Origin of the sequence: Corallococcus sp. AB030 (assembly GCF_003668965.1) — a bacterium.
Taxonomy (GTDB): domain Bacteria; phylum Myxococcota; class Myxococcia; order Myxococcales; family Myxococcaceae; genus Corallococcus; species Corallococcus exiguus.
Genome location: NZ_RAWQ01000085.1, coordinates 1 through 24,796 on the forward strand (window position 1 = coordinate 1; position 24,796 = coordinate 24,796).

A 24,796-nucleotide genomic window follows, 5' to 3' on the forward strand; every position below is an offset into this window, starting at 1 on the left:
GGCTTCCGCGATGCGGGGACGCATCACCGGCTGGACCGCCTGGAGCGCGGACACCGACAGGCCGGCCATCACGCGGAAGGCGGGCGTGCCCGGCGCGGTGCCCAGGCCGGGGCCGCCCAGCGCGAACACCTCCATCCGGGAGCCCAGCGCGTAGCGGCCTCCCGCCAGCAGCTCCATGGGCATGGGGCTGTCCGTCAGGGGGACCGCGGAGCGCAGGCCCAGCTCGCCGCGCAGCTTGTGGCCCGTGGTGGCCACGGTGGCCGCCCAGGGCAGCTCCGAGCCGACCGCGTTCGAACCCACCGCCGTGCGGTTGCGCAGCCGGACGCCCGCCTCCAGGCCCAGCACCACCGGACCCACCGTGCGGCCCGCGGACACGCGCGGCGTCACGTCCCAGCCGCCGCTGCCCTGGAGCGCGTCCTTGTTGCCCACGGGCAGGCCCACCGCCAGCTCCGCCGCCAGCGACACCGGCGCGGACGCCTCATCCAGGAGCCCCAGCCGGCCCTGCAACACCGGCGTCCCCAGGCCCCACGACGAGGGGGACGTCATGCCCACGTTGGAGAACCCGCGCGTGCCCTGGTGGGCCATGAGGGGGAGGATGGCGCCCACCTCGAACCGCTTGCTCACCGTATAGGTGCCCGCCAGCTGCACTTGCGTGCGCGACCCGACGAGCGAGTCCATCCGCTCTCCATCGCGGTAGAGCGTGAGCGGCGAGCGCTCGTAGTGCGCCGCCAGGGCCAGGCGCAGCTCACCGGGCTCGCGCAGGCTGCCCGCCGCCGTGCCGAGCGCGGCGCGCGACGTGGGGTTGAGGCTCAGCCGCTCCAGGTCGAAAGCAGGGGCAGTGGTCGAGGCGGCGCTGGCCAGGGAGGGCAGCAGGGCCAGGGTGGACAACAGACGAAGGCGGGTCGGCAGGGGCATTGAAGTTCGAAACATCTGGCTCTCGTGATGTGGCGGGTCGGGCTGGCGACAGGGGGGAACGAAAGCTGGACGGGCAAGATGAGAACTTGTGAGGAATTGATTTCTGGAGACTTGTTTGGACCGCCAGGGCAGCTCTTGAGCCTGGTTTTGCCGCTTGTCGCGGAGGCAATCGCAAGCAGTGAAACAGCCGCATTGCTGGAGTGTGACTGGATTCGGGGGGCTCGCGGAGCACCTGGCGGGGCGTCTTGTCTGGATTCAAGAACCAGGATCTGGAAACTGGACAGCCTGCCGGCCCAAGAGGGAGGCGGCACGCTGTCCTGCCGCCACCACCTGTGCCGGATGCTCCTTGAAAGGTTCGACTCGGACGTTCTGCCGCCGTCCTGGTTCGGAACGGTGTGAATCCGCCTTCGCTCAGGGCACGCTTGCGCTCACACCAGGAGCGAAGGGGACCATGGACATCATCCGCAACGACAAGCAGGGCGCGAAGGTGAAGCTGGAGCGCACCCCCACGGGACCGCCGAAGAAGACGGACAAGGAGGTGGCCAAGACGGAGTTCGACGTGCTGGGCGAGGAGCTGTTCGATCTCCAGGACCTGCTGTGGGGCGCGAAGATGAACTCCGTCCTCATCGTCCTGCAGGGGCGCGACACCGCCGGCAAGGACGGCACCATCAAGCACGTGGTGGGCAGCCTCAATCCGCGCGGGGTGAGCGTCACCTCCTTTGGTGTGCCCAGCACGGAGGAGCGGGAGCACGACTTCCTCTGGCGCGTGCACTGCAAGACCCCGCGCCTGGGCGAGTTCTCCATCTTCAACCGCTCCCACTACGAGGACGTGCTCGTGGCGCGGGTGAACAACCTGGTGCCCAAGGCGCTCTGGAAGTCGCGCTACCAGCACATCCGCGACTTCGAGACCCTCCTCTGGGAGCACGGCACCATCATCCTCAAGTTCTTCCTCCACATCAGCCAGGAGGAGCAGGAGCAGCGGCTGCTGGCTCGCGAGGAGGAGCCGCGCAAGGCGTGGAAGATCGCCGCGGGCGACTGGGAGGACCGCAAGCACTGGGCGGACTACACGCGCGCCTATGAGGATGTCTTCGCCCTCACGTCCACCGAGCAGGCGCCCTGGCACCTGGTGCCCTCGGACGCCAAGTGGTACCGCAACCTGGTGGTGGCCCGCGCCGTGGCGGAGGCCCTGCGCCCCTACCGTGAAACCTGGCAGGCCCGGCTGGACGAGGTGGGCAAGCAGAAGAAAGCGGAGCTTCGCGCCTGGCGTAAGAAGCGCTGACCCGGCCGTGACATGGGGATGGGACAACGCTCGCGGTCATCCGTCCCGGTGTGTCGCCGGGCGGGCACCGCCGGAGCCCTGTCCCCATGGAACGAACCGCGTCGCCATCGAGCAAGGACCTCATTGCCCGCACGCGTCCCTACGCGGCCCAGGACACCGCGCGCTCCCTCTGGGCGCTCGGCTCCACCTACGCCGCGCTCGTGGGCGCGGTGGTGCTGGCGGTGGCCGCGCCCTGGTGGCCCCTGCGCATCGTGGGCGGCCTCATTGAAGCGCTGGTGCTCATCCGCTGCTTCATCCTCTTCCACGACGCGATGCACGGGGCGCTCCTGCCGAAGTCCCGGTGGGCCAAGGCGCTCTTCCAGGTGCAGGGGCTGCTCACGCTCACCCCGTCGCGCATCTGGAATGACACGCACAACCATCACCACGCCAACACCGCCCGCATCGCGGCGGACTCGGCGGGCACCTTCGCCACCTGGACCACGGAGCAATGGCGCAAGGCCACCGGCGCCCAGCGCCTGGGCTACGTGGTGGAGCGCCACCCGGTGACGCAGCTGTTCGGCTACTTCACCGCGTTCCTCTACAGCCTGTGCCTCCAGCCGTTCGTGAAGAACCCGAAGCGCTACTGGACGTCCGGGCTGGCGCTGGGCGTGCACGTGGCCCTGTCCGCGGCTGTCTGGCATGGGTTTGGCCTGGGCGTCTACCTCACGGCCTTCCTGGGGCCGCTGTTCGCCGCGTACGCGCTGGGCACGTACCTGTTCTACGCGCAGCACAACTTCGACGAGGTGGCCATCCTGCCGGAGGCGTCGTGGAGCCACGCGGACGCGGCGCTGGAGGCCAGCAGCTACATGCGCTTCGGGCCGGTGATGGAGTGGTTCACGGGCAACATCGGCTACCACCACGTCCACCACCTCAACCCGCGCATCCCGTTCTACCGGCTGCCGGAGGCGATGGCGTCCATCCCGGAGCTCCAGGGGCCGCACGTCACCACGCTCACGCTGAAGGACATCGTGGGGTGCCTGCGGCTGAACCTGTGGGATCCGTCGCTGAAGCGGATGGTGCGCTACCGCGACGTGCAGGTGGCACCGGGCGCCTGAGGATCCTCGGCCCGGCGGGTCCGTTCGGGACCCGCCCGAGGAACCCACCGGGCCGGGGTCTCAAGGCCTCAGCAGCGCGTGCAGGGCGTTGGCGTGGGCCTCCTCTTCGTCGAGGAGCTCCTCCAGCAGCCGCCGCGTGGTGGGATCGCGTTCCGCGAAGTAGGGGATGAGGTCGCGGTACGACGCGATGGCGACGCGCTCCGCCTCCAGGTTCTCGCGCAGCAGCTCCACCAGCGTCCGCCCTTCGTCGTCCTGGGTGTCACCACTGGACATGAGCCCTCCAAGGTTGAAATCCGGCCGGCCGCCCAGCTGCTGGATGCGCTCGGCGAGCCTGAGCGCGTGGTCCTGTTCATCTCGAGCGTGCAGGCCGAACGCGGCCTTCATCGCCTCGTGACACGCGCCTCCCGCCAGCAGGGCGTGGCGCGTGTAGCGCCGCACGCAGACGACCTTGGTCGCCAGCGCGGCGTTGAGCAGCGTGATGCGGACCCCCAGCTCCCCCGGGTCGGTCTCGGACGGCTGCGAATGCGTGTCGGCCATGGCATTGCCCCCGGGCGGCTGCGTGTCCGGAAGCTGGGGGGCCCGGGCGGCGCCGTCCATCCCATCTGCCCCCGCGTGCCGGGAGCGCCGCGCCTGTCCGTCCCGCCCCGGGGCCCGTTGTATCTGGCAAGGGCCTTTCGCTGACGCCTGCCTCCACGCAGGGCGCGGGCAGGGACGTTGTCCGCGAACATCCCTTGCGGCCTCCAGGGCGGAGGAGGGGGTTCGGGGTTAGTCTTCGCCAATGAGCTCGAGCCCATCCAGCCGGCCGTCCGTCGTCGTGGCGGAGCTGGGGCCCACGAACACCGGGAAGACCTTTCGCGCCATCGAACGGATGCTCGAGCACGACTCCGGCATCATCGGGTTGCCGCTCCGCCTGCTCGCCCGTGAGGTCTACGACCGGGTGACCGCGAAGGTGGGCGAGGGCCGGGTCGCGCTGATGACGGGCGAGGAGAAGCGCATCCCGCCCCGGCCTGACTATTGGATCTGCACCGTGGAGGCGATGCCGACCGACCGGGAGGTGGACTTCCTCGCGGTGGATGAAATCCAGCTCGCCGCGCACCGGGAGCGCGGGCACGTCTTCACGGACCGGCTGCTGCACGCGCGCGGCCGCAAGGAGACCTGGTTCCTGGGCGCGGACACCATGCGGCCCATGGTGCAGGCGCTGATTCCCCATGCGTCCACGAAGCGCGCCATGCGCCTGTCGCAGCTGCGCTATGCCGGGCGCCGCTCGCTGAAGAGCCTGCCGCCGCGCTCGGCGGTGGTCGCGTTCTCCGCGGACCGCGTCTACGAACTGGCCGAAGCGCTGCGCCGTCTGCGGGGCGGGGTGGCGGTGGTGCTGGGCGCGCTGTCACCGCGGACGCGCAACGCGCAGGTGGCCATGTATCAATCCGGCGAGGTCCAGTACCTCGTGGCCACGGATGCCATTGGCATGGGGTTGAACCTGGACCTCAACCACGTGGCCTTCGCGACGCTCTCCAAGTACGACGGCGCCGAGCAGCGCGACCTGTATCCGGACGAGCTGGCGCAGATCGCCGGCCGCGCGGGGCGCCACCTCAACGACGGGAGCTTTGGCGCGCTGAACACGCTGCCGGAGCTGCCGCCGCGCATCGTCTCCGCCATTGAAACCCACCGCTTTCCGGCGGTGCGCAGCCTCGTCTGGCGCAATTCCTCGCTCGACTTCGCAAGCCCGGAGGCGCTGCTGGATTCATTGTCGCGGGCGCCTCGCGACAGCGCCTTCGTCCGGGTGGAGCGCGCGGACGACTTCGACGCGCTCAAGGGCCTGTCCGCGGTGCCCGCCATCCGCGAGCTCACCACCGACAAGGCATCCGTGGAGCTCTTGTGGCAGGTCTGCCAGATCCCGGACTTCCGCAAGGGGCTCTTCGGGCAGCACGTCGCGCTGCTGCGCGAGACGTTCCTCCAGCTGACGGCCGGGGACGGGAAGCTGGATCCGACGTGGCTGGGCCGGCAGGTGTCACCGCTGGACGATGCCTCCGGGGACATCCACACGCTGATGGACCGGCTCGCGGCCATCCGCATCTGGACGTACATCAGCCATCGTCCGGGCTGGCTGAACGACGCGGAAGACTGGCAGGAGCGCACGCGCCGCATCGAGGACGCGCTGGGAGACGCCCTGCATGAGCGGCTGGTGGAGCGCTTCGTGCAGCGGGCCGCGAGGAGGAGCGCGCGCCGCTTCGTGAGGGCCAGCACGCAGCCGCAGGCCGGTGCCTCGGACAATCCCTTCGCGAAGCTGGGGCTCCTGTTGACGGAGGTTCCGGGCGCGGAAGGCGCGTTGATGACGGAGGAGCAGTTCGTCCAGCGCGTGGTGGACGCGACGCACGATGCCTTTGAAGTGGACGCGACGGGGCGAATCTCCTTCGAGGCGCAGCCGCTGGCCCGGCTGGTGCGGGGGCGCGACCGGCGCTCGCCGCAGCTGGCGTTGGCGGAGCCGGAGGTGTGGACGGGCGGCGCGCGTCAGCGATTGGAGCGCCGGTTGGTGGCGTTGGCGAGGGACCTGGTCACGGAGGCCATGGGAGGCTTTCCCGCGGAGTCCTTCACGAGCGCGAGCCGCTCACCCGCGACGCGAGCCGTGGCCTACCAGCTGGCGGAAGGGCTGGGCGTCATCTCCCAGGGCGAAGCGCGCGAGCAGTGGCGGCTCCTGGACGAGGAGTCGCGGGAGCGGCTGAAGGCGCAGGGCGTCCACGAGGGCCAGCGGTTCCTCTACGTCACCCAGGCCCTGTCGCCCCAGGCCCTGGATCGGCGGGCCATGTTGACGGCGCTCTTCCTGCAGGCGCCGTCCCCGCAGGGCATCCCCCAGGAGCCGGCGCTGAATGTCTCGGCGCTGGCCGGCCGGAGCGCGCGGGCCTTCGGCTACGAGGTCATCGGGCCGGTGGCGCTGCGCATCGACATCGTCGAGCGGCTGGGAGAGGGATTGCGGAACCCGCAGGGCGCGAAGCAGGTGCAGGCGCTCATGCAACAACTGCGATTGGAGGGCGGCGTCCGCGCGCAGGTGCTGCGGTCGTTGGGCGGACAGCCTCAGGGTGCTGCCTCGAAGAAGCGGCGGCGCAGGCGGGGACGAAAGCCGTCGGCGACAGCGCCGGATACGAGTGGTGTCCGCGGCCGTGAGACGGCAGGCTCGGGCCGACTCAACGACCGCCCGTGAAGCCCCGGGTCCTGCTCCGGCACCTCGCTGAACTGCTGGAGTGGGGGGCCGTCCAGGGAGCAGGCCGGCGGCCTGGAAGGAGGGGAGGCGACGAATCCACGCGGGGCCTGCCCGGATTCGCCTATACGCTGGCCTTCGTCTCCCTCCCAGTCCGGTGGTCGTCCCATGAGCAGTGGTCGTGCCCTCTCGCCAGTCCTCCTCGTCGGTGCCGGAACGGGCGAAGCCACGTGCGGCATCCTCTACCTTGCGAGCTACCTGCGGCGCGGCGGGATTGAAGCCTTCGTGCGCCTGTGGGATGGGGACGAAAGCGCAGGGGAGGTGACGCAGTCCTTCGAGCGCCTCATCGCCCGCGTTCGCCCGAAGCTCATCGGCATCAGCCTCAAGTGGTTCCACCACGTGGACCGCGCGCTGCTCATCGCCCGGACCATCCGGAAGATCGACCCGTCCATCCGCATCGTCGTGGGAGGCAACTCCGCGTCGTACTGGTGGAAGGAATTGAGCGGCTACGACTGCATCGACCACGTCATCCTGGGCGATGGGGAAGTCCCCCTGCTGGCGCTCTGCAACGGAGAAGAAGCCCCGCCCAACGTCGTGACGCGGACGCCGGACGGCCGTCCCCGCCGGTTGCCGCTGGCGTACGTGCAGCGCTCGACCAACACGCAGGACGTCTACTACTCGCACTTCAACGAGATCTTCCTCAGCCAGATGGACGCACACTCCTTCTCCGGCTGGGTCGCGCCAGGGAAGGGCTGCGGCGAGAACTGCCTCTATTGCGGCGGGGCGCGAGGCAACCAGAAGGCGGACTTCGGACGCGCGAAGCCGTTCCTGCGCGCCGAGGAGAACGTGCGCAAGGATCACCAGGAGATCGCCAGCCGGACGTGGCAGATGCGCTACGACTTCGCGGGCAGCACCGCGGAGTTCCTGGGGAGCACCTGGGCGGGCGTGGACCTGTCGCGCCACTGCTGCACGTACTTCCTCTGGGGCGTGCCGCGCGTGGAGCTGGTCTCGGCGTTGGCGGAGACCTTCCAGCGCATCTACATGGTCATCGACATCGGCTGCTTCTCCGAACAGCAGCGGCTGGAGCAGATGTCCAAGGGCCTGCTCAAGCCTTGCGCGAAGGACCGCGAGCTATTGGACGTCATCGAGTCCGTCCGCCGCCATCCGAACGTGGAGGTCGAAATCTCCGGCATCGGGGGCCTGCCGTTCACGAGCCGGGAGCGGCTGGCGGAGGAGCTGCGGCTGGTGGAGCGCATCATCGGCCTGGACTGCGTGGTGGGCTACCAGCGGCTGGAGGCGCAGCCCGGGGCGCTCGTCACGGAGCACCCCGCGCGCTTCGACATGGTGACGGAGGCGAAGACGTTCGCGGAGTTCCTCGGCTACTTCGAGCGCCGCGAGCCCGGCGACGTGTCCGTGCCGATGATCCGCTTCAAGGACAAGGAGCTGGAAGCGGCGGTGCAGCGCAATTCGGACCGGGTGGACGCGCTGGCCTGGAAGCACCGGGACGAGAGGAAGCACGTCGACCTCCACGGGCGCACGCGGCTCAAGAACACCGCGTCCTCGGCGGAGCGCTTCACGCTGGGGGACTGGCTGGGCAGCCACCGGGCCCCCGCGAAGATGGCGAAGGAGCCGGTGACGGTCCTGCGCTCGGTGGACGGAATCACGTTGAGCTGCGCACCGTCCGTCAACCCGCGAAGGTTCACCGACCCCACGCTGACCCAGGGCGATGACGGAGCCATCCTCCTCGCCGCCCTGGCCGCCTTCGAAAAGCCCACCACCGTCTCCAGCGCGGTGACGCAGCTGGGCACCAAGGAGAGGCTGGATCCGCACTCCGCCCGCGAGGTCATCGACCATCTGGTGGACGGACGCTTCCTCCAGCCTGCATAGGCGCAGCGCCTTCCGGGCTCGTGGCCGATGCACGCGGCGGATGTCCCGTGGGCGGCGTCATCGGCTTCGCGAGCGGCACCGCCTGCCCGGTGACCCGTGCGACCTCCCTGGGCTCGGGCCCCCGGTTCCAGTACCCCTCGCGGGCCACCACGTGCTCGCCCACGGGCTGCGTCTGCCGCATCAGGTCCTGGACCTGCGCCTCCGGAAGGAGATGCGACTCCACGTCGGGCTGCACGAAGTTGTTCGCGCTCACGAACGTCCACCTCAACCCGGTGCTGATGCCCGGAGGCGAGAGGGGCTGCCAGCCAACGAAGCCATTGCCCCAACGCCAGTCCACCCAGGCAGGAGCCCACTCATTGTCGGGCCACCACAGCCAACCCTCCGTCGGCGTGGTGAACCACCGGCCATAGTGGAACGGCGCCCAGCCCCAGTTCCAATCGCTCTCGAAGGTCCATCCCCAGTCGCTGGAAACCCACCGGCCGGCGGTGGAATACGGGTTGAAGCCCACGCCTACCTCGTTCGGGTCCGGCCGCCAGACCCAGCCGACGTCCGGCAGGTCCATCCAGGTGCCGTAGGGCGCCAGTACCTCCCGGAACTGGGACATGGGGTTGTCCAGGGGCGTCGAGCTCGACGTCACCTGCGGCCCGAATTCATCCGGGCCCATCGCACAGCCTCCGCCTGCCAGGATGGCAAGGACAGTGGCGCCGCCGGTCCGAAGCCAGCGCACCCGGGGATGCCAGGGGCCCATGTCCGGTTCCTTTCGTGGGGGTCTCTGCCCTGCAAGGTGAGGACGCCTTCACGCAACTTCACGAGCCGTGCACGTGCAGGAGGCGTATGAACGCCTGAACGGAGGCTCCAATGGCAAACGCCAAGGCCATGCTCGGAAGCATGCTGGGCCGGTTTCTCTTCACCGAAGCGAAGGTGACCCAGGTGCGCGAAGTCTCGCGCGCCTTTCGACAGATTGACTGGGAAGGGCCCGCGCTGCGGGGGCAGGGATGGAGCCCCGGCGACAAGGTGCAGGTGTTCCTGCCAGGGCTGGGCATGCGCACGTACACGCCGCTGTCGTGGGACGAAGCGCGCGGCGCCACGGCCTTCCTCGTGTACCTGCACGGCGACAGCCCGGGAGCGAAGTGGGGTCGCGACGTGCGCACCGGGGACACGGTGCGGTTCTTCGGTCCCCGGCGCTCGGTGGCGCTGGAGTCCGGCGACGCGCCGGTGGTGCTCTTCGGTGACGAGACGTCCTTCGCGGTGGCGCACGCGTTCCGCACCGGAGCGAAGCGCGACGTCACCCCCATCTTCGAGGTGACACGCCGCGAGGACTGCGCGCCCGCGCTGCGCGAGCTGGGCTTCGAGGGCCAGGACGTGGAGCGCACGGCAGGCGACGCGCACCTGGCGCAAGTCCACGAACGGCTGCGCGAAGCCCTGCGCACGAAGCCCGGCGCGACGCTGGTGATGACGGGCCGGGCGCAGTCCATCCAGGCCCTGCGCTCGCGGCTGCGCGGCGACGGCGAACGCGCCACGTCGAAGGTGAAGGCCTACTGGGCGGTGGGCAAGACGGGGCTCGACTGATTCAGGCCGGAGAGAACTGGAGGCCGCGCAGGAAGTCGTCGCGGCCCCGGGTCACGCCCGCGGGACGGCGCTTGGACTTCTGCCGCAGGAAGCGCGAGGCGTCCTGGCGGCGGTAGCAGGTGAGGAGCCGGTCCTCGTCATTGAGGATGAGGATCCACCCCCGCGCCTGCCGCGCCAATGACGAGTCACGCAGCGCGACCGGCAGGTCCCGCTCGTGCACGGTGAGGTGGGTGGCACCACACGCCCGGGCGGGGGTGCCGAACTCGAGGATGAACGCGATGACCTCCTCGCGCAGCCTCCAACGGGCACACTGCTCGACGAAGAGGCGGGTGAGGGAGAACAGGGACGACGCGGGGCTCTGGCGCATGGCGGGCTATCTCCTTGCGTTCTTCCCAATACACATGGCGTTCCAACACCCCGCGCACGCGATTCCGCGCACTTGCGCGGCACCCCCAGCGGCCCCGAAAGACATTCCGTCAATCCCGCCCGCGGCCCGTGTCACCCAGGCACGAAGCCTTCAGGAAGGCCGCCGTCCCTCACGGTGCGTGATGACCCCGCCCACTCCCAGGGTTGGCCCCGTTCTGAAGAAAACCTTCACAGGCCATGCTGCATTTTGACAGGCTCGCGGAGGGCGGGACCGGGGCAGCATGGCCCGTCCGGCCTCGCGACGCTGCGTGTGAGGCCGGACGACCTCTGGCCGAAGGGATGGACGGGGCACGATGAATCTTCGCTCGAAGGCACTGGGAGCCGTGCTGGGCGCGGGGGCGGCGGCGCTGTCGCTATCGCTCCTGATCAGCGCGGGATGTGGAGGCCGCGCGGCGCATCCGTCCGTGGTGCCGCCGCCCGCGAATCCACAGGCGCTCCGGCCGCCGGAGGCCTTCGCGGGCATCGGCGACAAGAAGGAGCGCTCGCAAGCGCTGTTCCTGGAGGCGAGCCGGGTCATGCTGCATCCCCGCTGCGTCAACTGCCACCCCGCGGGCGACAGTCCGCTGCAGGGCGAAGAGGGCAAGGTGCACGACCCGCCGGTGGTCCGGGGCCCCGAGGACCAGGGCGTGCCCGGCCTGGAGTGCACCTCCTGCCATCAGGACCGCAACGCGCAGTTGGCGCGGATCCCCGGCGCGCCCAAGTGGCACGTGGCGCCCAAGGTGATGGCGTGGGAGGGGCGCACGCCGCGCGCGCTGTGCGAACAGTTGAAGGACCCGGCGCGCAACGGCGGCAAGAGTATGGCGGAATTGATTGAGCACTCGGCGCATGACGAGCTGGTGGGCTGGGGCTGGAAGCCCGGGGCGGACCGGGTTCCGGCGCCGGGAACGCAGGCGGAGTTCGGGGCCCTGGTGGCCGCGTGGGTGAAGGACGGCGCGGAGTGCCCGCGCGAGGAGAGCCGACCGTGAGCATCCGTCTGCGAGTGAATGGGACCGAGCACGTGCTGGACGTGGATCCGGAGATGCCGCTGCTCTGGGCGCTGCGCGACGTGCTGACGTTGACGGGCACGAAGTACGGCTGCGGCCAGGCGCTCTGCGGCGCGTGCGTGGTGCACATCGACGGCGCGGCGGTGCGCTCGTGCGTGACGCCGGTGCGCCGCGCGGACGGCCGCGAGGTGATGACCATCGAGGGCCTGTCGCCGGACGGCTCGCATCCGTTGCAGAAGGCGTGGGTGGACCTGGCGGTGCCGCAGTGTGGCTTCTGTCAGGCGGGGCAGATCATGACGGCGGCGGCGCTGCTGGCGAAGAAGCCGAAGCCCACCGACGCGGAGATCGATCAATCGCTGGCGGGCAACCTCTGCCGCTGCGGGACGTACACGCGCATCCGCACCGCCGTGAAGAAGGCGGCGGGACTGCCGACGGAGTGAGGGCCGCCACCATGCAAGACACTCGCATCCGTCTATCGCGCCGTTCCGTGCTCGAAGGAATGGGACTCGTGGCCGCGGGCCTGGGGCTGGAGGTGTTCCTGCCCGCGAGGGCCCACGCCGCGCCCATGCCCACGGCGCTGCCGGAAGTGCCCACGGGGGGCCTCAGGGCCAACGTCTTCGTGCACGTGGCGCCGGACGGCGTGGTGACCATCGTCTGCCATCGCTCGGAGATGGGGCAGGGCGTGCGCAGCTCGCTGCCGGTGCTCATCGCGGACGAGCTGGGCGCGGACATGGCCCACGTGAAGGTGGTCCAGGGCGACGGCGACGAGGCCTACGGAGACCAGAACACGGACGGCTCCAGCAGCGTGCGGAAGATCTTCGACGACCTGCGCTACGCGGGAGCGACGGCGCGCACGATGCTGGTGGCGGTGGCGGCGAAGCGCTGGAAGGTAGCGCCCACGGAGTGCGAGGCGCGCGACCACGCCGTCTTCCACAAGGGCACGCAGCGGACGCTCAAGTTCGGCGAGCTGGCCGGTGACGCGGCGAAGCTGAAGGTGCCGAAGAAGGACGCGGTGACGCTCCGTCCGCGCAGCGAGCTCAAGCACCTGGGCAAGGAGCTGCCGCTGCTGGACGGGCCGGACATCGTGACGGGCCGGGCGGTGTTCGGCGCGGACGTCGTGTTGCCGGGGATGCGCACGGCGGTCATCGCGCGTCCGCCCGTGGCGGGAGGCAAGGTGGCCCGCTACGACGCGACGAAGACGCTGGCGGTGCCGGGCGTGCGGCAGGTGGTGGAGCTGCCGGCGGCGACGAAGCCCTTCCTGTTCCAGCCGCTGGGAGGCCTGGCGGTGGTGGCGGACAACACCTGGGCGGCGATGAAGGGCCGCGCGGCGCTGGACGTGACGTGGGAGGGCGGGGACAACGCCGTCTACGACTCGGAGGCGTACCGCGAGCAGCTGCTGGAGGTGATTGGCAAGCCGGGCAAGGTGGTGCGCAACGTCGGCGACGCGCAAGGAGCGCTGGCGAAGGCGGCGAAGCGGGTGCAGGCCACGTACAACACGCCGCACCTGGCGCACGCGCCCATGGAGCCGCCCGCGGCGGTGGCGAAGGTGGAGAACGGCACCTGCGAGGTGTGGGCCACGACGCAGAACCCGCAGGCCGCGCGCAGCGAGGTGGCGAAGGCGCTGGGCCTCGACCCGTCGAAGGTGATCATCCACGTGACGCTGTTGGGCGGCGGGTTCGGCCGCAAGTCGAAGCCGGACTACGTGGTGGAGGCGGCGCTGGTGGCGAAGGCGGTGGGCGCGCCGGTGCGCCTGCAGTGGACGCGCGAGGACGACGTGCGCCACGACTACTACCACTCCACGAGCGCGCAGCGGCTGGAGGCCGGCCTGGACGCGAACGGCAAGGTGGTGGCGTGGCACCAGCGCATCGCGTTCCCGCCCATCGGCTCCACGTTCTCAGACGCGACGTTCGCGGGTGACGGAGAGATGGGGCAGGGCATCGTGGACCTGCCGCTGGCCATCCCCGACGTGCGGATGGAGAACTGCGAGGCGCGGGCGCACACGCGCATCGGCTGGCTGCGCTCCGTGGCGAACATCTACCACGCGTTCGCGGTGCAGAGTTTCATCGACGAGCTGGCGCACGAGCGCGGCACGGATCCACGAGACACGTTGCTGGAGGTGCTGGGGCCGTCGCGCATCGTGACGCCCAAGGACCTGGGCGTGGCGAAGATTCCGAACTACGGCCAATCCCTGGACGAGCACCCGGTGGACACGGCGCGGCTGCGCAGGGTGATTGAAAGGGTGACGGGCCTGTCTCGCTGGGACGAGCGCAAGCGGGAGGGGAGGGCGCTGGGGCTGGCGGCGCACCGCAGCTTCCTGACGTACGTGGCGGTGGTGGTGTCGGTGGTGAAGGACGCGGACGAGCGCATCCGCGTGGACGAGGCGTGGATCGTCGCCGACGCGGGCACCATCGTGAACATGGAGCGCGTGCGGGCGCAGATGGAAGGCGCGGTGGTGTTCGGCTTGAGCCTGGGGCTCTACGGAGCCATCACGATGAAGGACGGCGCCGTGGTGGAGAGCAACTTCCGCGACTACCGCCTGGCGCGCATCGCGGAGACGCCCAAGCGCATCCACGTGGACATCATCCCCAGCGACGGCCGTCCCGGAGGCGTGGGAGAGCCCGGAGTACCCCCCGTGGCCCCGGCCCTGGCCAACGCGGTGTTCGCGCTCACGGGGACGCGCGTGCGTGAGCTGCCATTGGTGAAGACCGTGAAGGTGTGAGCCGAGGGTGCGGTCTTCCTGCGGCCCGCACCAAACATCAGTACGCACTTAGAGGCCCAAGTAACCTGGGAGGTCCTTCAGGATCGCTTCGAGCTCAGCCTTGTCTTCCGGCCAAGCCTTGACGTGGGCCTGCGCCCAGGTCAATGCGAACCGGACGAACACGCTGTAATCAACGATGACCTCCTCCTCGTAAATGGAGAACCGGACCCCGTCGAACCGTTCCTCCCACGGGTCAAGGCTTCCTGGGAACTCGCATGAGAGAATTCCTTCAAAGCCATAGCCGATTCCGTTCAGCAGGTTCCGGTAGGTATCGACGAATTCGGAAGCGTTGATGGCGTTGAAGAACGCCTGTACCGGGAAAAGGCGATCCCGATCCGATACAAGGCTCAACCTGGGCATGTCGGGTCTCTCGAGTCCGGCTCCTGCTGATACATCATACTTCAGCGCGCACTCACGGCACCCACAAGGCGCCATCCGAAAGGGGAGCATCCGAGCCGCTGGCCCCCATGCCTCCCCAGATGAAGAGGGCGTTGCCCGTCCACACGCTCACGTGTCCGGTTCGCGCGGAAGGTGCGCCTTCGGTGCGCAGCGGTGCCCACGTGTCCGTGGCCGGGTCGTAGGCCGCGCCGTCCGAGCAGACGCCGCCGCCGGAGCCGCAGGTCGGCGAGGTGCCACCCCAGATGACCATCTTCGAACCGGTCCACACCGCGGTGTGCCCGATGCGCGGCGAGGGCGCGCCCTTGGTGGAGATGGCTGACCACACCCGGTACACCGGATCGAACGCGGCGCCCTTGTCGCAGTAGATCGGCGGATCCTGCTGGGGGTCGTCGCCACAGCCGGTCCCGCCCCAGATGATCATGCTCGACCCGGTCCACACCGCCGTGTGAGACCAGCGGGCCTTGGGGCTCCCTTCTTCGGGTGGCATCGCCAGCCAGCCGTCCCCGTGAGGGCCGTACATCGAGCCGTCCGCCATGGCCACGTCGAAGAGGCTGCCACCGTTTCCGCCCCAGACGTACATCACGCCGTCGATCCACACCGCGGAGTGCGCATAGCGGTTCGGAGGGGCTTTGACGAAGTTCATGGTCGTCCAGAGGTCTTCCTTCGCGTGGTAGATGGCCCCATCCCTGAACACACGCGGCGCTCGGGCATCCTTGCCGCCCCACACCAGCATCTGCGTGCCGGTCCAGAGGGCTGTGTGTCCCCAGCGCGGAGCGGGCGCGTAATCGGACTTGATGGGGGGGCTCCAGGCGTCGCTCGCGGGGTCATAGGTCGCGCCGTCGCCACAGGGAACATCGGGGCCACCGCAGCCAAGCCCGCCCCAGACCATCATCCGCTCGCCGGTCCACACCGCCGTATGCAGCGAGCGTGCGGAGAGCGCGCCCTGGGTCGACATGGGCGTCCACGTCTTCGCCGCCACATTGAAGCGGGCCCCGTCGCCGCAGAATCCGTCAGCGGTGCAGCCGCCCCGTCCGCCCCAGAGCAGGACGTTCTGGCCATCAAAGACACTCGCCACCTGGCTCCGCGCGGCAAGAGGCCCGCCCGAGGGGAGGGGCGTCCAGGTGCCTTGCTCCTGCTGAGGCTGTTCCTGCTCGTCCGGGTCGGTCTGCTCCTTCTCACTGGAGCATCCGACGAGAGCCAGGACGAGCAGTCCTGGAATCAGGCGCATTCGGAGCGGCTTCACTGCGTCATGCTTCGACTGCGGCACGGGGGCTTTCTCCTGTGACGGGGGCATCGCAGTCTGCCTCACTCTCGGTGAAAGCCAACGCTGAGCTGGCTTCGCGCCATCACCGAGGCGAGCAACCTTCGGGCGGCAATGTTGTTCGCATTGCCTGACGGTCTGGAACGACATCCTCGATGAAAGTGTAATAGCCCTTGCCCTGGAAGGTGACGTACTCGTTTTCGCCGACACGGGACTCGATCCAGTTGTAGAGATCCTCGAAACGAAGACCCGAGACGTCCGCGCGCAGGTATCCTTTGTCCGCGAACTCCGCGGACTCTGGGACCGGCGGGGCCCATGATGGGGCCCAGGGAATCGGATACTCAACGCCTTCGCGTATTGGGACGAAACTCACGCGGATGCTTTCAGGCTCGTAGGGGACGGCGTTCTCCGCCTTGAGTCTGATAATCTCGTCATAGACTGACAGGAATTCAGGAGGAGTCTTTGCCCTGACGTTCGCTGCGTGTGCCGAATCAAGGGGCCCCTCCACCGCCACCGCTTGAAGAACTCCCCGCTCATTTTGCCACCGGATGACCTTGCCGGGAGTGCAGACGATGTGGGCGGGGTTGGAATAGCCCTTCAAGGACTCAAGCGCCTTGAGCCGCTGCTTGAGGCCGGCTTGCTGTTCCTGTGTCAGGAGGATGCGATAGAAGCGCGGCTGCGACTCCCAACCTGCCCGCTGTTTGAAGATGACCTCCCCTGATGCATGGATGGCGATGTCAGGAGTCTGGTCGAACAAGCTGTACTTCGTGGACCAGAGGCTCGCGGGCCAGGAGGAGAGGAGCGGGGCCTCTTGCATGTCCGCAGGGGATGCCATGGCGCCATGCCCGGTGGACGCGCATCCGGCGCCCATCAGCGCGAGGAGCAGCCAGCACAAAGCTTTTCGTGTCAGGGCAGGTCGAACGGTGCTCATGGTTGGACTCCTGTTGCAGGGGGCGCTTCGGTACAGATGGCATTGAATCTGTTGTCGTCCGTCAGGAGTTCCAGATCCGGTGGCACTCCCGGTCGCTCCACCCAGGAATACTCAACGCGGAACCTCTTGACCGAGCCATGAGACCAGAGAAGTCCCCGTGTGCCCGCGTTGAGCCGCCCCGCGGGATCGCCCGAGCAGTGGCCATGGGGTTGGGAAACGAGCCAGGTCAGGTCGCGGTCGGAGCGCAGCCGTACCGGGACAGGGCTCCCCCAGTAGACGCGTTCGAGGGCATGAAGAACGCCCCAGGTGAGCACCGAACCCAGCACCACACCGCCGCAGAGCGCCACCCAGCTTGAACGTTTCACCGGACTCCCGAAGGCAAAGGGCACGCCCATCCTAACGTCTCCCGGGGTCGGGGCATTGTCATCGAGCACGACCAGGGCCACGAGTTGCTGGGCATGGACCTGTCGCAGGAAGAGCTCGAATGGGCCGGGATGGCGTTGCGGCGTGCCCTGGCAACCCGTTCTCAGGTGGCATCGGGTCATGCGGCTTTAATGACAGCACGTGACGAAACTCAGCGCTGGTTGGGGCACAGGCGCCGTTTGCGTGGGTGTGGCGTTCACAGACCTGCATCAGGATTGCAGAGGCAGACGGGATGCGGACAGTGAGCGGGCAACTTCGGCTCCGGCTTCCCTGCACACAACTCGGCGCATACATCGGCGAGCCGGAGACAGGAGGGAGACTGCCGGTCACGGCAGCCTGACGCAGTGCCGATCACGAGAGTCGCCAGCGCGCGCCAGAGTCTCAGTCGCACTCCATGGCTCCATTCCCGTCTGGCACGCCCATGCCCGATTGCTGGTCCAATCCTCACGATTCGTTTGGACAAGCCCCGATCCAGAAAGTTCCCGGAGGATTCGGACGGATTCCGTGCAGTCTTCGAGCGTCACCCGATAAACAGCGCGTCGCCCGCGATTCGGACGACGCGCTGAGGGACTCACTCAGTTCCTGCTCGCGGGATCCTTGCCGCCCAGGTACGTCCGGACGACCGGAATCTGGCTGAGGGTCGTCGGGTCCCCGCCCTTGGAGGCGTCACGGTCGAGCGGGTTGGCGCCCAGGACGACGAAGTCCGCCACCTTGCCCGGCTCGATGCTGCCCACCCAGCTGTCAATCTCATGCTGGCGCGCCGGCTCGATGGTGACCGCGCGCAGGGCCTCCTCGACGGTCGTCGCATGCTGGGGCCCGAGCACATAGGTCTTCTGGAAGTCCGGATAGGCCCACGTGCGCCGCGTGACCGCCTGCTCGACGAACCAGAGCGGCCGCGCCGGCGTCACCATGGAGTCGCTGTGGAAGGAGTATGGGATGCCATTGCGGCGGTTGAAGTCCACCGGGTCGATGTCGATGTCCTTGTGCGCTCCATTCTTCTGGAGCATCTGCGCCAGGGCATCACCCCAGTACGCCACGTGGCCGATGAGGTGCGTCACCCGCAGGTCCATCGCCGGCACCTTCTGCTGCCCGGAGACATGGGTGCCCTTGCGCAGCTCCCCAATCGCCTGGGAGACGGACTCCTGGCCCACGGTGTTGTGGATGAGCAGCATCCGGTGCGTGTTGGCCTGCTCCAACTGGAGCTGGGAGAACGCGTCGACGGCCCACTGGTTCGCCTGATTGCCATTGGCATGCAGCTGGAACCGCCAGGCCGAATCAGGCCAGAGCGGGCGCATGGCGTCCGCGAGCTCCTTCGCGCTCTTGAAGTCGCCCTGACCCTCCTTCGCGTCCGGACAGTGTCCGTTCGAGCTGTAGGCATACGGCTTTCCGAGCAGCGCGGTGCAGCCCTGCGTCGAACCGTCCACCCAGAGCTTGATGGCACCGGCGCCCAGCCACTTGGGCAGCGCGCAGTCATTGGTCGGGCTCGGGGTGCACGAGGGCCCGGTTGGCTTGAGTGCCGGCTTGGCGACGGTCCCGTCCGGGTTCATGACTGGCCCCGCGGCGTCGTAGGTCACGACGCCCGTGACCCGCAGCGGGAAGGTCGGGTTCATGGCGAGGAGCTTGATCAGCTCGACCTGCGACCGGCTGGACAGCCCGCCATCCGCGATGGTCGTGAGCCCGGCTTCACGCAGGGCCTGGATGGCCTTCTGGAGGTCCTGGAGGCTGCCCTTAGGGATGCTCGCTTCCATCAGCATTCCCTGCTGTGTCGCCCCCAGGAAAGGCGCGAAGGCGGCGGCCTCCTCTAGCAACCCGGTGTACTGGCCATCGCTGCCGACGACCCACCGCCCTCCGCCGTCCGCCACCGAACCCGGAGGGGTGCAGGGTTTCTGTCCCTTGCAGACGACCTCGAACGCCTTCTCGTTCACATAGGCGAGGTGGCCCGACTGGTCGAGGATGAGGACCGGCCGGTCCTTGCTCACACACGCATCGAGGTAGAGCTTCGGCTGCTGCATGAAGTTGATGGTCGACTTCACGCCACACTTGCCGGCGATGAATTGCTGCCGCGACGGATCCAGGTTCATCCCGAGGACGAACATCTTGGCCGTCTCCGGAGTGGTGGGCTCGAGGGTCATGGAACTCAGCGCGCTGAGCAGGTCCTCGTGCTTCTTGCACTCCTCGGGCGTGGACAGGTTGTAGGGAGGCGGAAGGCAGGGCGCCAGGTTGTGGGTGCCCAGCACGCTCTGGATGAGCGTCGGCAAGATGTGCAGGTGGGGATCGATGAACCCGGGCAGGAGGACCTGTCCCGCCTCCAGCTCGACGCGCTTGGAGCCCACGCCAAGCCCCGCGCTCAGGTCCTTCTCGGTCCCGACCTTCAAGATGCGGCCCTTGCCGTCCACTGTGACGGCTTCGGCAATCGTCCCGTTGTCATCCAGCGTGATGATCTTGCCGACGAAGAGGGTCGTGTCGTCGACCTCGGGCCCGGGGAGGACGGGGCGGTTCGTCGCGCACGACGTCAGCATCGCGAATGCTCCAAGCATCGCGAGGGAGTGTTTTTGCATGTGAACTCCTGTTGAAGGGAGCCCGCAGTCTACGAAGTCCCACTTTGTCGTTAAAGTTGTAATTCGTGATTTTCTTGACGCGTCAGGTTTGTGTTTGACGTGTCAATGCGAGTCTTTGATGAGCCCTCCCCGTAGGGCCACCGTGCGTCCACTGGGCCCAGGCTCACCTCCACACGGGTTGAAGCGGGCTTCCCCCTGCGCTACACCGCTCCGCAGTCGCTAGGGGCGCCTCCGGAAGGGGGCTGAGATGGACGCGTGTCCGCGTCCGATCCCTTTGAACCTGAACCGGTTAGCACCGGCGGAGGGAAGCGGTGTGGGCGCGCCATGCTCCCGTTCCGTCTCCGTCCGTTCTCACGAGGAGCCGTCCGATGAGTGGAGCGTCCAAGAGCCTGAAGGTCGATGGGAAGGTGCTGGAGGGGATCAGCCGTGGCCCGCTTCCCGCCTCGCGCAAGGTCTACGTGCCCGGGTCCCTGCACCCCGACCTCCGCGTCCCCCTGCGCGAAATCGCCCAGACACCCACGCGTCACCACGGCCACGCCGGCCCGGAGACCGCCAACCCCCCCGTCCACGTCTACGACTCCAGCGGCCCCTACACCGACCCTTCCGCCGACATCGACCTGCGCCGGGGCCTTCCTGCCGTCCGTGAGAACTGGATCCGCGCCCGCAGCGACACGGACGAACTGGACGGCATCACGTCGGAATACGGCCGCGCCCGCGAAACCGACCCGCGCCTCAACGGCCTGCGCTTCAGCCACATCCGCAAGCCCCGCGTCGCCAAGGCCGGCGCCAACGTCAGCCAGATGCACTACGCCCGCAAGGGCATCATCACGCCGGAGATGGAATACGTCGCCGTGCGCGAGAACCAGAAGCTCGACGCTTCACTCGCTGCCCAGCACCCCGGCCACTCCTGGGGCGCCTCGATTCCGCGCGTGATTACGCCGGAGTTCGTGCGCGATGAGATCGCCCGGGGCCGCGCCATCATCCCCGCGAACATCAACCACCCGGAACTGGAGCCGATGATCATTGGCCGCAACTTCCTGGTGAAGATCAACGCCAACATCGGCAACTCCGCCGTCACGTCCTCCATCGAGGAGGAGGTGGAGAAGATGGTCTGGTCCATCCGCTGGGGCGCGGACACCGTCATGGACCTGTCCACCGGCCGCAACATCCACGAGACGCGCGAGTGGATCCTCCGCAACGCGCCCGTGCCCATCGGCACCGTGCCCATCTACCAGGCGCTGGAGAAGGTGAACGGCAAGGCCGAGGAGCTCACCTGGGCCATCTTCCGCGACACGCTCATCGAACAGGCCGAGCAGGGCGTGGACTACTTCACCATCCACGCAGGCGTGCGCCTCCAGTACGTGCCGCTCACCGCGAAGCGCCTCACCGGCATCGTCAGCCGCGGCGGCTCCATCCTCGCCAAGTGGTGCCTGGCCCACCACCAGGAGAACTTCCTCTACACGCACTTCGAGGAGATCTGCGAGATCATGAAGGCGTACGACGTCAGCTTCAGCCTGGGTGACGGCCTGCGCCCCGGCTCCATCGCGGACGCCAACGACGCCGCGCAGTTCGGCGAGCTGGAGACGCTGGGCGAGCTGACCAAGGTGGCCTGGAAGCACGACGTGCAGGTGATGATCGAAGGCCCCGGCCACGTCCCCATGCACCTCATCCAGGAGAACATGACGAAGCAGCTCGCCGTGTGCCACGAGGCGCCGTTCTACACGCTGGGGCCCCTCACCACGGACATCGCGCCCGGTTACGATCACTTCACCAGCGGCATTGGCGCGGCGATGATCGGTTGGTTCGGCACGGCGATGCTCTGCTACGTGACGCCCAAGGAGCACCTGGGCCTGCCCGACCGTGACGACGTGAAGGAGGGCGTCATCACGTACAAGATCGCCGCCCACGCCGCGGACCTGGCCAAGGGCCACCCGGGCGCGCAGGCTCGCGACAACGCCCTGTCCAAGGCGCGCTTCGAGTTCCGCTGGGAGGATCAGTTCAACCTGTCCCTGGACCCCGAGCGCGCCCGCGCCTTCCACGACGAGACGCTCCCCGCCGAAGGCGCCAAGGTCGCGCACTTCTGCTCCATGTGCGGCCCGCACTTCTGCTCCATGAAGATCACCCAGGACGTGCGCGACTACGCGGACAAGGTCGGCGTCAACGAGACCCAGGCCCTGGAGCAGGGGCTGAAGGACAAGAGCGAGGAATTCAAGAAGGCGGGCCACGAGCTGTACCGCTGAAGGCCGCCGGTGGGCGGGGGCCCGCAGGCTCGGCCCCTGTCCGCTGGATGACAGGCACCGACACGGCATGTCATGGTGCGCTCATCCGGGCGCACCCGTCGCGCCCCACTCAGTTTGGGAGGGCGTCTCATGGAGCCAGGTCAGCGCGAGGATCAGCAGTTCGGCACGTTCATCACCGGCTCGCCGACGGCGACCCAGGATGAGAAGACGATGGGGATGTTGGCCCATCTGGGCTCCATCGCCGGCCTCATCGTGGGCGCGGGCTTCCTGGGCTGGGCGGTGCCGCTGTTCCTGATGCTGGCCAAGGGCAAGGAGTCGTCCTTCATCCGCGCGCACGCGGTGGAGTCGCTCAACTTCCAGATCACCACGACCATCGGCATGGCCATCTCCGGCATCCTGGTGTGCGCGCTGGGCCTGGGCGTCGTCACGGGCGCCATCGTCTTCCTGGCGTCGCTGGTGTTCAGCGTCATCGCCGGCCTGAAGGCCAACGACGGCGAGCTGTACCGCTACCCCGTGAACATCCGGCTGGTGAAGTAGCCCTCAGCCGCCAATGCCCATCATGGGCAGGAGCGTGGCGCCGTTTCCGGCTTCCGTGAAGCGGTGCCCCTCCGGCTTCTCACCCAGCGCGCGGCGCACGGCCACGGCCAGCTCCTCGTCCGTCGCGCCGCCCCGGATGAGCTGATGCAGCGGCGCCTGCGCCCGGCCGCCCAGACAGCTGCGCAGGTCGCCGTTGGACGCCACCCGCACCCGGTTGCAGCCGCCGCAGAAGTTCTGCGTCAGCGGGGAGATGAACCCCACGCGCCCGCTGTCCGTGCTCCAGTAGCGCGCCGGCCCGGACGTGGGTGATGCGGCGCTCTCCGGGGGCTCCTCGGTGAGGACGCGGCCTGAAGCCGCCATGCGCTCCAGCAGCTCCGCCGTGGGCACCGGTGTGCCCTGACCAAAGGGCATCAATTCGATGAAGCGCGGGGTGATGCCGCGCGCGTGCGCGTACGTCACCAGCTCCGGCACCTCCGCGTCGTTGATGCCGCGCATCACCACGACGTTGAGCTTCAACGACTGGTAGCCCGAGCCCGCCGCCGCGTCGATGCCGCGCAGCACCGCCTCGAAGTCGCCCTGCTTGGAGATGCGCCGGAACACCTCCGCGGACAGCGTGTCCAGGCTCAGGTTGAGCTGGGTGACGCCCGCGTCGCGCAGCGGCCCGGCCAGCGACTCCAGGCGGCTCGCGTTGGTGGTGATGGCCAGGTGCTCCACGCCGGGCACCGCGGCGATGCGCTTCGCGATGTCGAGGATGTCCGGCCGGGCGAGCGGCTCGCCCCCTGTCAGGCGCACGCGGCGGATGCCCATGCGCGCGAACACGGAGACGATGCGCTCGAACTCTCCCGCGTCGAGCAGGTCCTTCTTCCCGCCCCACGACGCGGGCGAGCAGTAGGTGCAGCGGAAGTTGCAGCGGTCCGTGACGCTCAGCCGCAGGTACGTCATGCGCCGCCCCTGCGCGTCACACAGCGGGGGGGCGAGCGGATTGGAAGCGGGCAGGGGGGCGGTCATCGCGGGGCCTTCCGCCTTCATGGATAGCAACCCCCGCGCGGAAAGGCACCGCTTCCCGCGGTCCGCTTCAGCCTTCGGTCCCTGAGGCTGAACGGATGACGGCGGGCGGCGCGCCAATGGGCGTGGCGGTGCTGCCCACCGGCGGGGAGTCGGGCTCGTCGTCCAGGTCGGTGAGCCGCGCCAGCTCGGCCTCGGACTCGGCGGCGTCCGCGGCGGCCTGCATCGGGTTGAGCTTCTTCTCCGCCATCTCCTTCTTGATGCGGATGAGGCCCTCCTCGCCGATGTCCAGGAACGCCTTCACGACGTCCGGGTCGAACTGCGTGTTGGCGCAGCGCTTGATCTCCTGGATGGCGTTCGCGAACGTCGTGCCCTTGCGGTACGGCCGGTCGCTCGTCATCGCGTCCAGCGTGTCCGCCACCGCGAAGATGCGCGCGCCGATGTGGATCTCATTGCGCTGGAGGTTGCGGGGGTAGCCCGCGCCGTCGAAGCGCTCCTGGTGCGACAGGACGATGTCCGCCGGCGTGGAGAGGAAGGGGATGTTCTGGATCATCTGGAAGCCGATCTCCGGATGACGCCGCATCTCCAACCACTCGTCGGGGGTGAGCTTGCCGGGCTTGAGCAGCACCGCGTCCGGCACGCCGATCTTCCCGATGTCGTGCAAGAGCGCGCCGCGGCCGATCTCCTCCATCTCCTTGCCGTGGATGCCCATGCGGGTGGCGATGGCGGAGGTGTAGCTGACCACGCGCTGGGAGTGGTCGCTCGTCTCGTGCTCGCGCGCGTCCAGGGCCGCCACCAATGCCAGCAGCGTGTTCTGGTACGTGTTCGCGATGTTGTGCAGCGCGCTGCGCAGCTCGGCGGTGCGGTCGCGCACCTTGCCCTCGAGCTTCTTCTGGTAGCGCTTGCGCGCCATCTCGATGCGGCGCTTGGCGAGCGCGCGTTCGATGGCGCGGATGAGGTCCGTGAGCTTGGGTGGCTTGAGCAGGTAGTCCACCGCGCCCCGGCGTAGACAATCCACGGCGGACTCGGTGTCGCCGTAGCCGGTGAGCATGATGACGGACGTGTCCGGCAGCCGCTCGCGCAGGTTCTCCAGCAGCCACAACCCGTCGCGCCCCGGCATCTTCATGTCGCTGATGACGAGCGGCGTCTCTTCTTCGCCTGCGACGTCGAGCGCCATCTCGGCGCCATTGGCCACGACGCAGTTGTAGCCCTCCTCACGGAGGAGCACGGAGATGACGTCGCGGACGGAATCATCGTCGTCGACGATCAGGATTCTGGGGGGTGCGGGGGGGATGGCTTCCACGGCCGAAGATTCTAGAGGTTTCCAGGGATTAAAGG

Annotated in this window: 19 protein-coding genes, 1 pseudogene and 1 riboswitch; of the genes and pseudogenes, 10 read left to right on the top strand and 10 right to left on the bottom strand. The window is 68.5% G+C overall.

The features are described 5' to 3' along the window. Positions 1–930, bottom strand: a pseudogene (locus tag D7Y15_RS20685) (OmpA family protein); the annotation flags it as partial. 436 nt (positions 931–1,366) lie between these two features. On the opposite strand from D7Y15_RS20685, the gene D7Y15_RS20690 reads away from it, so the two are divergent. Both D7Y15_RS20690 and D7Y15_RS20695 read left to right on the top strand, forming a co-directional pair. Continuing rightward, positions 1,367–2,194, top strand: a complete 828-nt coding sequence (locus D7Y15_RS20690; protein WP_120575773.1) for a PPK2 family polyphosphate kinase — start codon at positions 1,367–1,369, stop codon at positions 2,192–2,194. 86 nt (positions 2,195–2,280) lie between these two features. Beyond that, positions 2,281–3,288 carry a fatty acid desaturase gene (locus D7Y15_RS20695; RefSeq protein WP_121753679.1) on the top strand — a complete coding sequence of 336 codons (1,008 nt, stop codon included), beginning with the start codon at positions 2,281–2,283 and terminating at the stop codon, positions 3,286–3,288. Between the two features lie 60 nt (positions 3,289–3,348). Here D7Y15_RS20695 and D7Y15_RS20700 read toward each other — a convergent pair whose 3' ends face one another. After that, a complete protein-coding gene (locus tag D7Y15_RS20700; RefSeq protein ID WP_158629080.1) occupies positions 3,349–3,825 on the bottom strand; it encodes a bacterioferritin in 477 nt (158 codons plus the stop codon). Positions 3,826–4,066: 241 nt separating this feature from the next. On the opposite strand from D7Y15_RS20700, the gene D7Y15_RS20705 reads away from it, so the two are divergent. Then, entirely contained in the window at positions 4,067–6,484 is a 2,418-nt protein-coding gene (locus tag D7Y15_RS20705; RefSeq protein ID WP_121753681.1) for a helicase-related protein, read from the top strand. Positions 6,485–6,649: 165 nt separating this feature from the next. Next, positions 6,650–8,368, top strand: a complete 1,719-nt coding sequence (locus D7Y15_RS20710) for a radical SAM protein (RefSeq protein WP_121753682.1) — start codon at positions 6,650–6,652, stop codon at positions 8,366–8,368. On the opposite strand, the gene D7Y15_RS20715 is transcribed toward D7Y15_RS20710, so the two are convergent. Next, positions 8,325–9,032 (bottom strand): DUF6600 domain-containing protein, encoded by a 708-nt coding sequence (locus D7Y15_RS20715; protein ID WP_199745957.1) that lies wholly within the window; start codon positions 9,030–9,032, stop codon positions 8,325–8,327. The two genes, D7Y15_RS20710 and D7Y15_RS20715, sit on opposite strands and share 44 nt — an antisense overlap. Positions 9,033–9,226: 194 nt before the next feature. Here D7Y15_RS20715 and D7Y15_RS20720 point away from each other — a divergent pair, with 194 nt between their 5' ends. After that, complete coding sequence (locus D7Y15_RS20720; RefSeq protein ID WP_121753683.1) at positions 9,227–9,937, top strand: siderophore-interacting protein; 711 nt, start codon at positions 9,227–9,229, stop codon at positions 9,935–9,937. 1 nt (position 9,938) lies between these two features. Here the strand turns inward: D7Y15_RS20720 and D7Y15_RS20725 are convergent, their stop codons facing one another. Continuing rightward, a complete protein-coding gene (locus D7Y15_RS20725; protein ID WP_121753684.1) occupies positions 9,939–10,304 on the bottom strand; it encodes a hypothetical protein in 366 nt (121 codons plus the stop codon). A 352-nt stretch (positions 10,305–10,656) separates the two neighbouring features. Between D7Y15_RS20725 and D7Y15_RS20730 the strand changes: the two genes are divergently transcribed. Genes D7Y15_RS20730 through D7Y15_RS20740 form a run of 3 tightly spaced genes read left to right on the top strand, consistent with a single transcriptional unit; the run spans position 10,657 to position 14,065 of the window. Further along, positions 10,657–11,328, top strand: a complete 672-nt coding sequence (locus tag D7Y15_RS20730) for an Isoquinoline 1-oxidoreductase subunit (RefSeq protein WP_121753685.1) — start codon at positions 10,657–10,659, stop codon at positions 11,326–11,328. Beyond that, positions 11,325–11,786 carry a (2Fe-2S)-binding protein gene (locus tag D7Y15_RS20735; RefSeq protein WP_120553579.1) on the top strand — a complete coding sequence of 154 codons (462 nt, stop codon included), beginning with the start codon at positions 11,325–11,327 and terminating at the stop codon, positions 11,784–11,786. Before D7Y15_RS20730 ends, D7Y15_RS20735 begins: the two co-directional genes overlap by 4 nt. Before the next feature lie 11 nt (positions 11,787–11,797). After that, on the top strand, positions 11,798–14,065 hold the full coding sequence (locus D7Y15_RS20740) for a molybdopterin cofactor-binding domain-containing protein (protein ID WP_121753686.1): 2,268 nt from the start codon (positions 11,798–11,800) through the stop codon (positions 14,063–14,065). 48 nt (positions 14,066–14,113) lie between these two features. Here D7Y15_RS20740 and cdiI read toward each other — a convergent pair whose 3' ends face one another. The 4 genes from cdiI to D7Y15_RS20760 form a co-directional block, all read right to left on the bottom strand. Then, positions 14,114–14,464, bottom strand: a complete 351-nt coding sequence (cdiI, locus tag D7Y15_RS20745) for a ribonuclease toxin immunity protein CdiI (protein WP_120596691.1) — start codon at positions 14,462–14,464, stop codon at positions 14,114–14,116. Positions 14,465–14,516: 52 nt separating this feature from the next. Further along, positions 14,517–15,731 carry a hypothetical protein gene (locus D7Y15_RS20750; RefSeq protein ID WP_126934504.1) on the bottom strand — a complete coding sequence of 405 codons (1,215 nt, stop codon included), beginning with the start codon at positions 15,729–15,731 and terminating at the stop codon, positions 14,517–14,519. Between the two features lie 118 nt (positions 15,732–15,849). Further along, positions 15,850–16,695, bottom strand: coding sequence for a hypothetical protein (locus D7Y15_RS20755; protein WP_126934503.1), 846 nt, complete (start codon positions 16,693–16,695; stop codon positions 15,850–15,852). Between the two features lie 998 nt (positions 16,696–17,693). Next, complete coding sequence (locus tag D7Y15_RS20760) at positions 17,694–19,676, bottom strand: amidohydrolase (RefSeq protein WP_121753688.1); 1,983 nt, start codon at positions 19,674–19,676, stop codon at positions 17,694–17,696. Between the two features lie 211 nt (positions 19,677–19,887). Continuing rightward, positions 19,888–20,000, top strand: a riboswitch (TPP riboswitch). A gap of 44 nt (positions 20,001–20,044) precedes the next feature. On the opposite strand from D7Y15_RS20760, the gene thiC reads away from it, so the two are divergent. Beyond that, entirely contained in the window at positions 20,045–21,916 is a 1,872-nt protein-coding gene (thiC, locus tag D7Y15_RS20765) for a phosphomethylpyrimidine synthase ThiC (RefSeq protein ID WP_121753689.1), read from the top strand. 129 nt (positions 21,917–22,045) lie between these two features. Beyond that, on the top strand, positions 22,046–22,453 hold the full coding sequence (locus tag D7Y15_RS20770; protein ID WP_120575787.1) for a DUF4870 domain-containing protein: 408 nt from the start codon (positions 22,046–22,048) through the stop codon (positions 22,451–22,453). A 3-nt stretch (positions 22,454–22,456) separates the two neighbouring features. On the opposite strand, the gene moaA is transcribed toward D7Y15_RS20770, so the two are convergent. Both moaA and D7Y15_RS20780 read right to left on the bottom strand, forming a co-directional pair. Next, the gene (gene moaA, locus D7Y15_RS20775) at positions 22,457–23,461 is read right to left on the bottom strand and encodes a GTP 3',8-cyclase MoaA (protein WP_121753700.1); all 1,005 of its coding nucleotides are present in this window, start codon (positions 23,459–23,461) and stop codon (positions 22,457–22,459) included. A gap of 67 nt (positions 23,462–23,528) precedes the next feature. Continuing rightward, positions 23,529–24,761 (bottom strand): HD-GYP domain-containing protein, encoded by a 1,233-nt coding sequence (locus tag D7Y15_RS20780; protein WP_120575788.1) that lies wholly within the window; start codon positions 24,759–24,761, stop codon positions 23,529–23,531. Between the last annotated feature and the right edge of the window lie 35 nt (positions 24,762–24,796).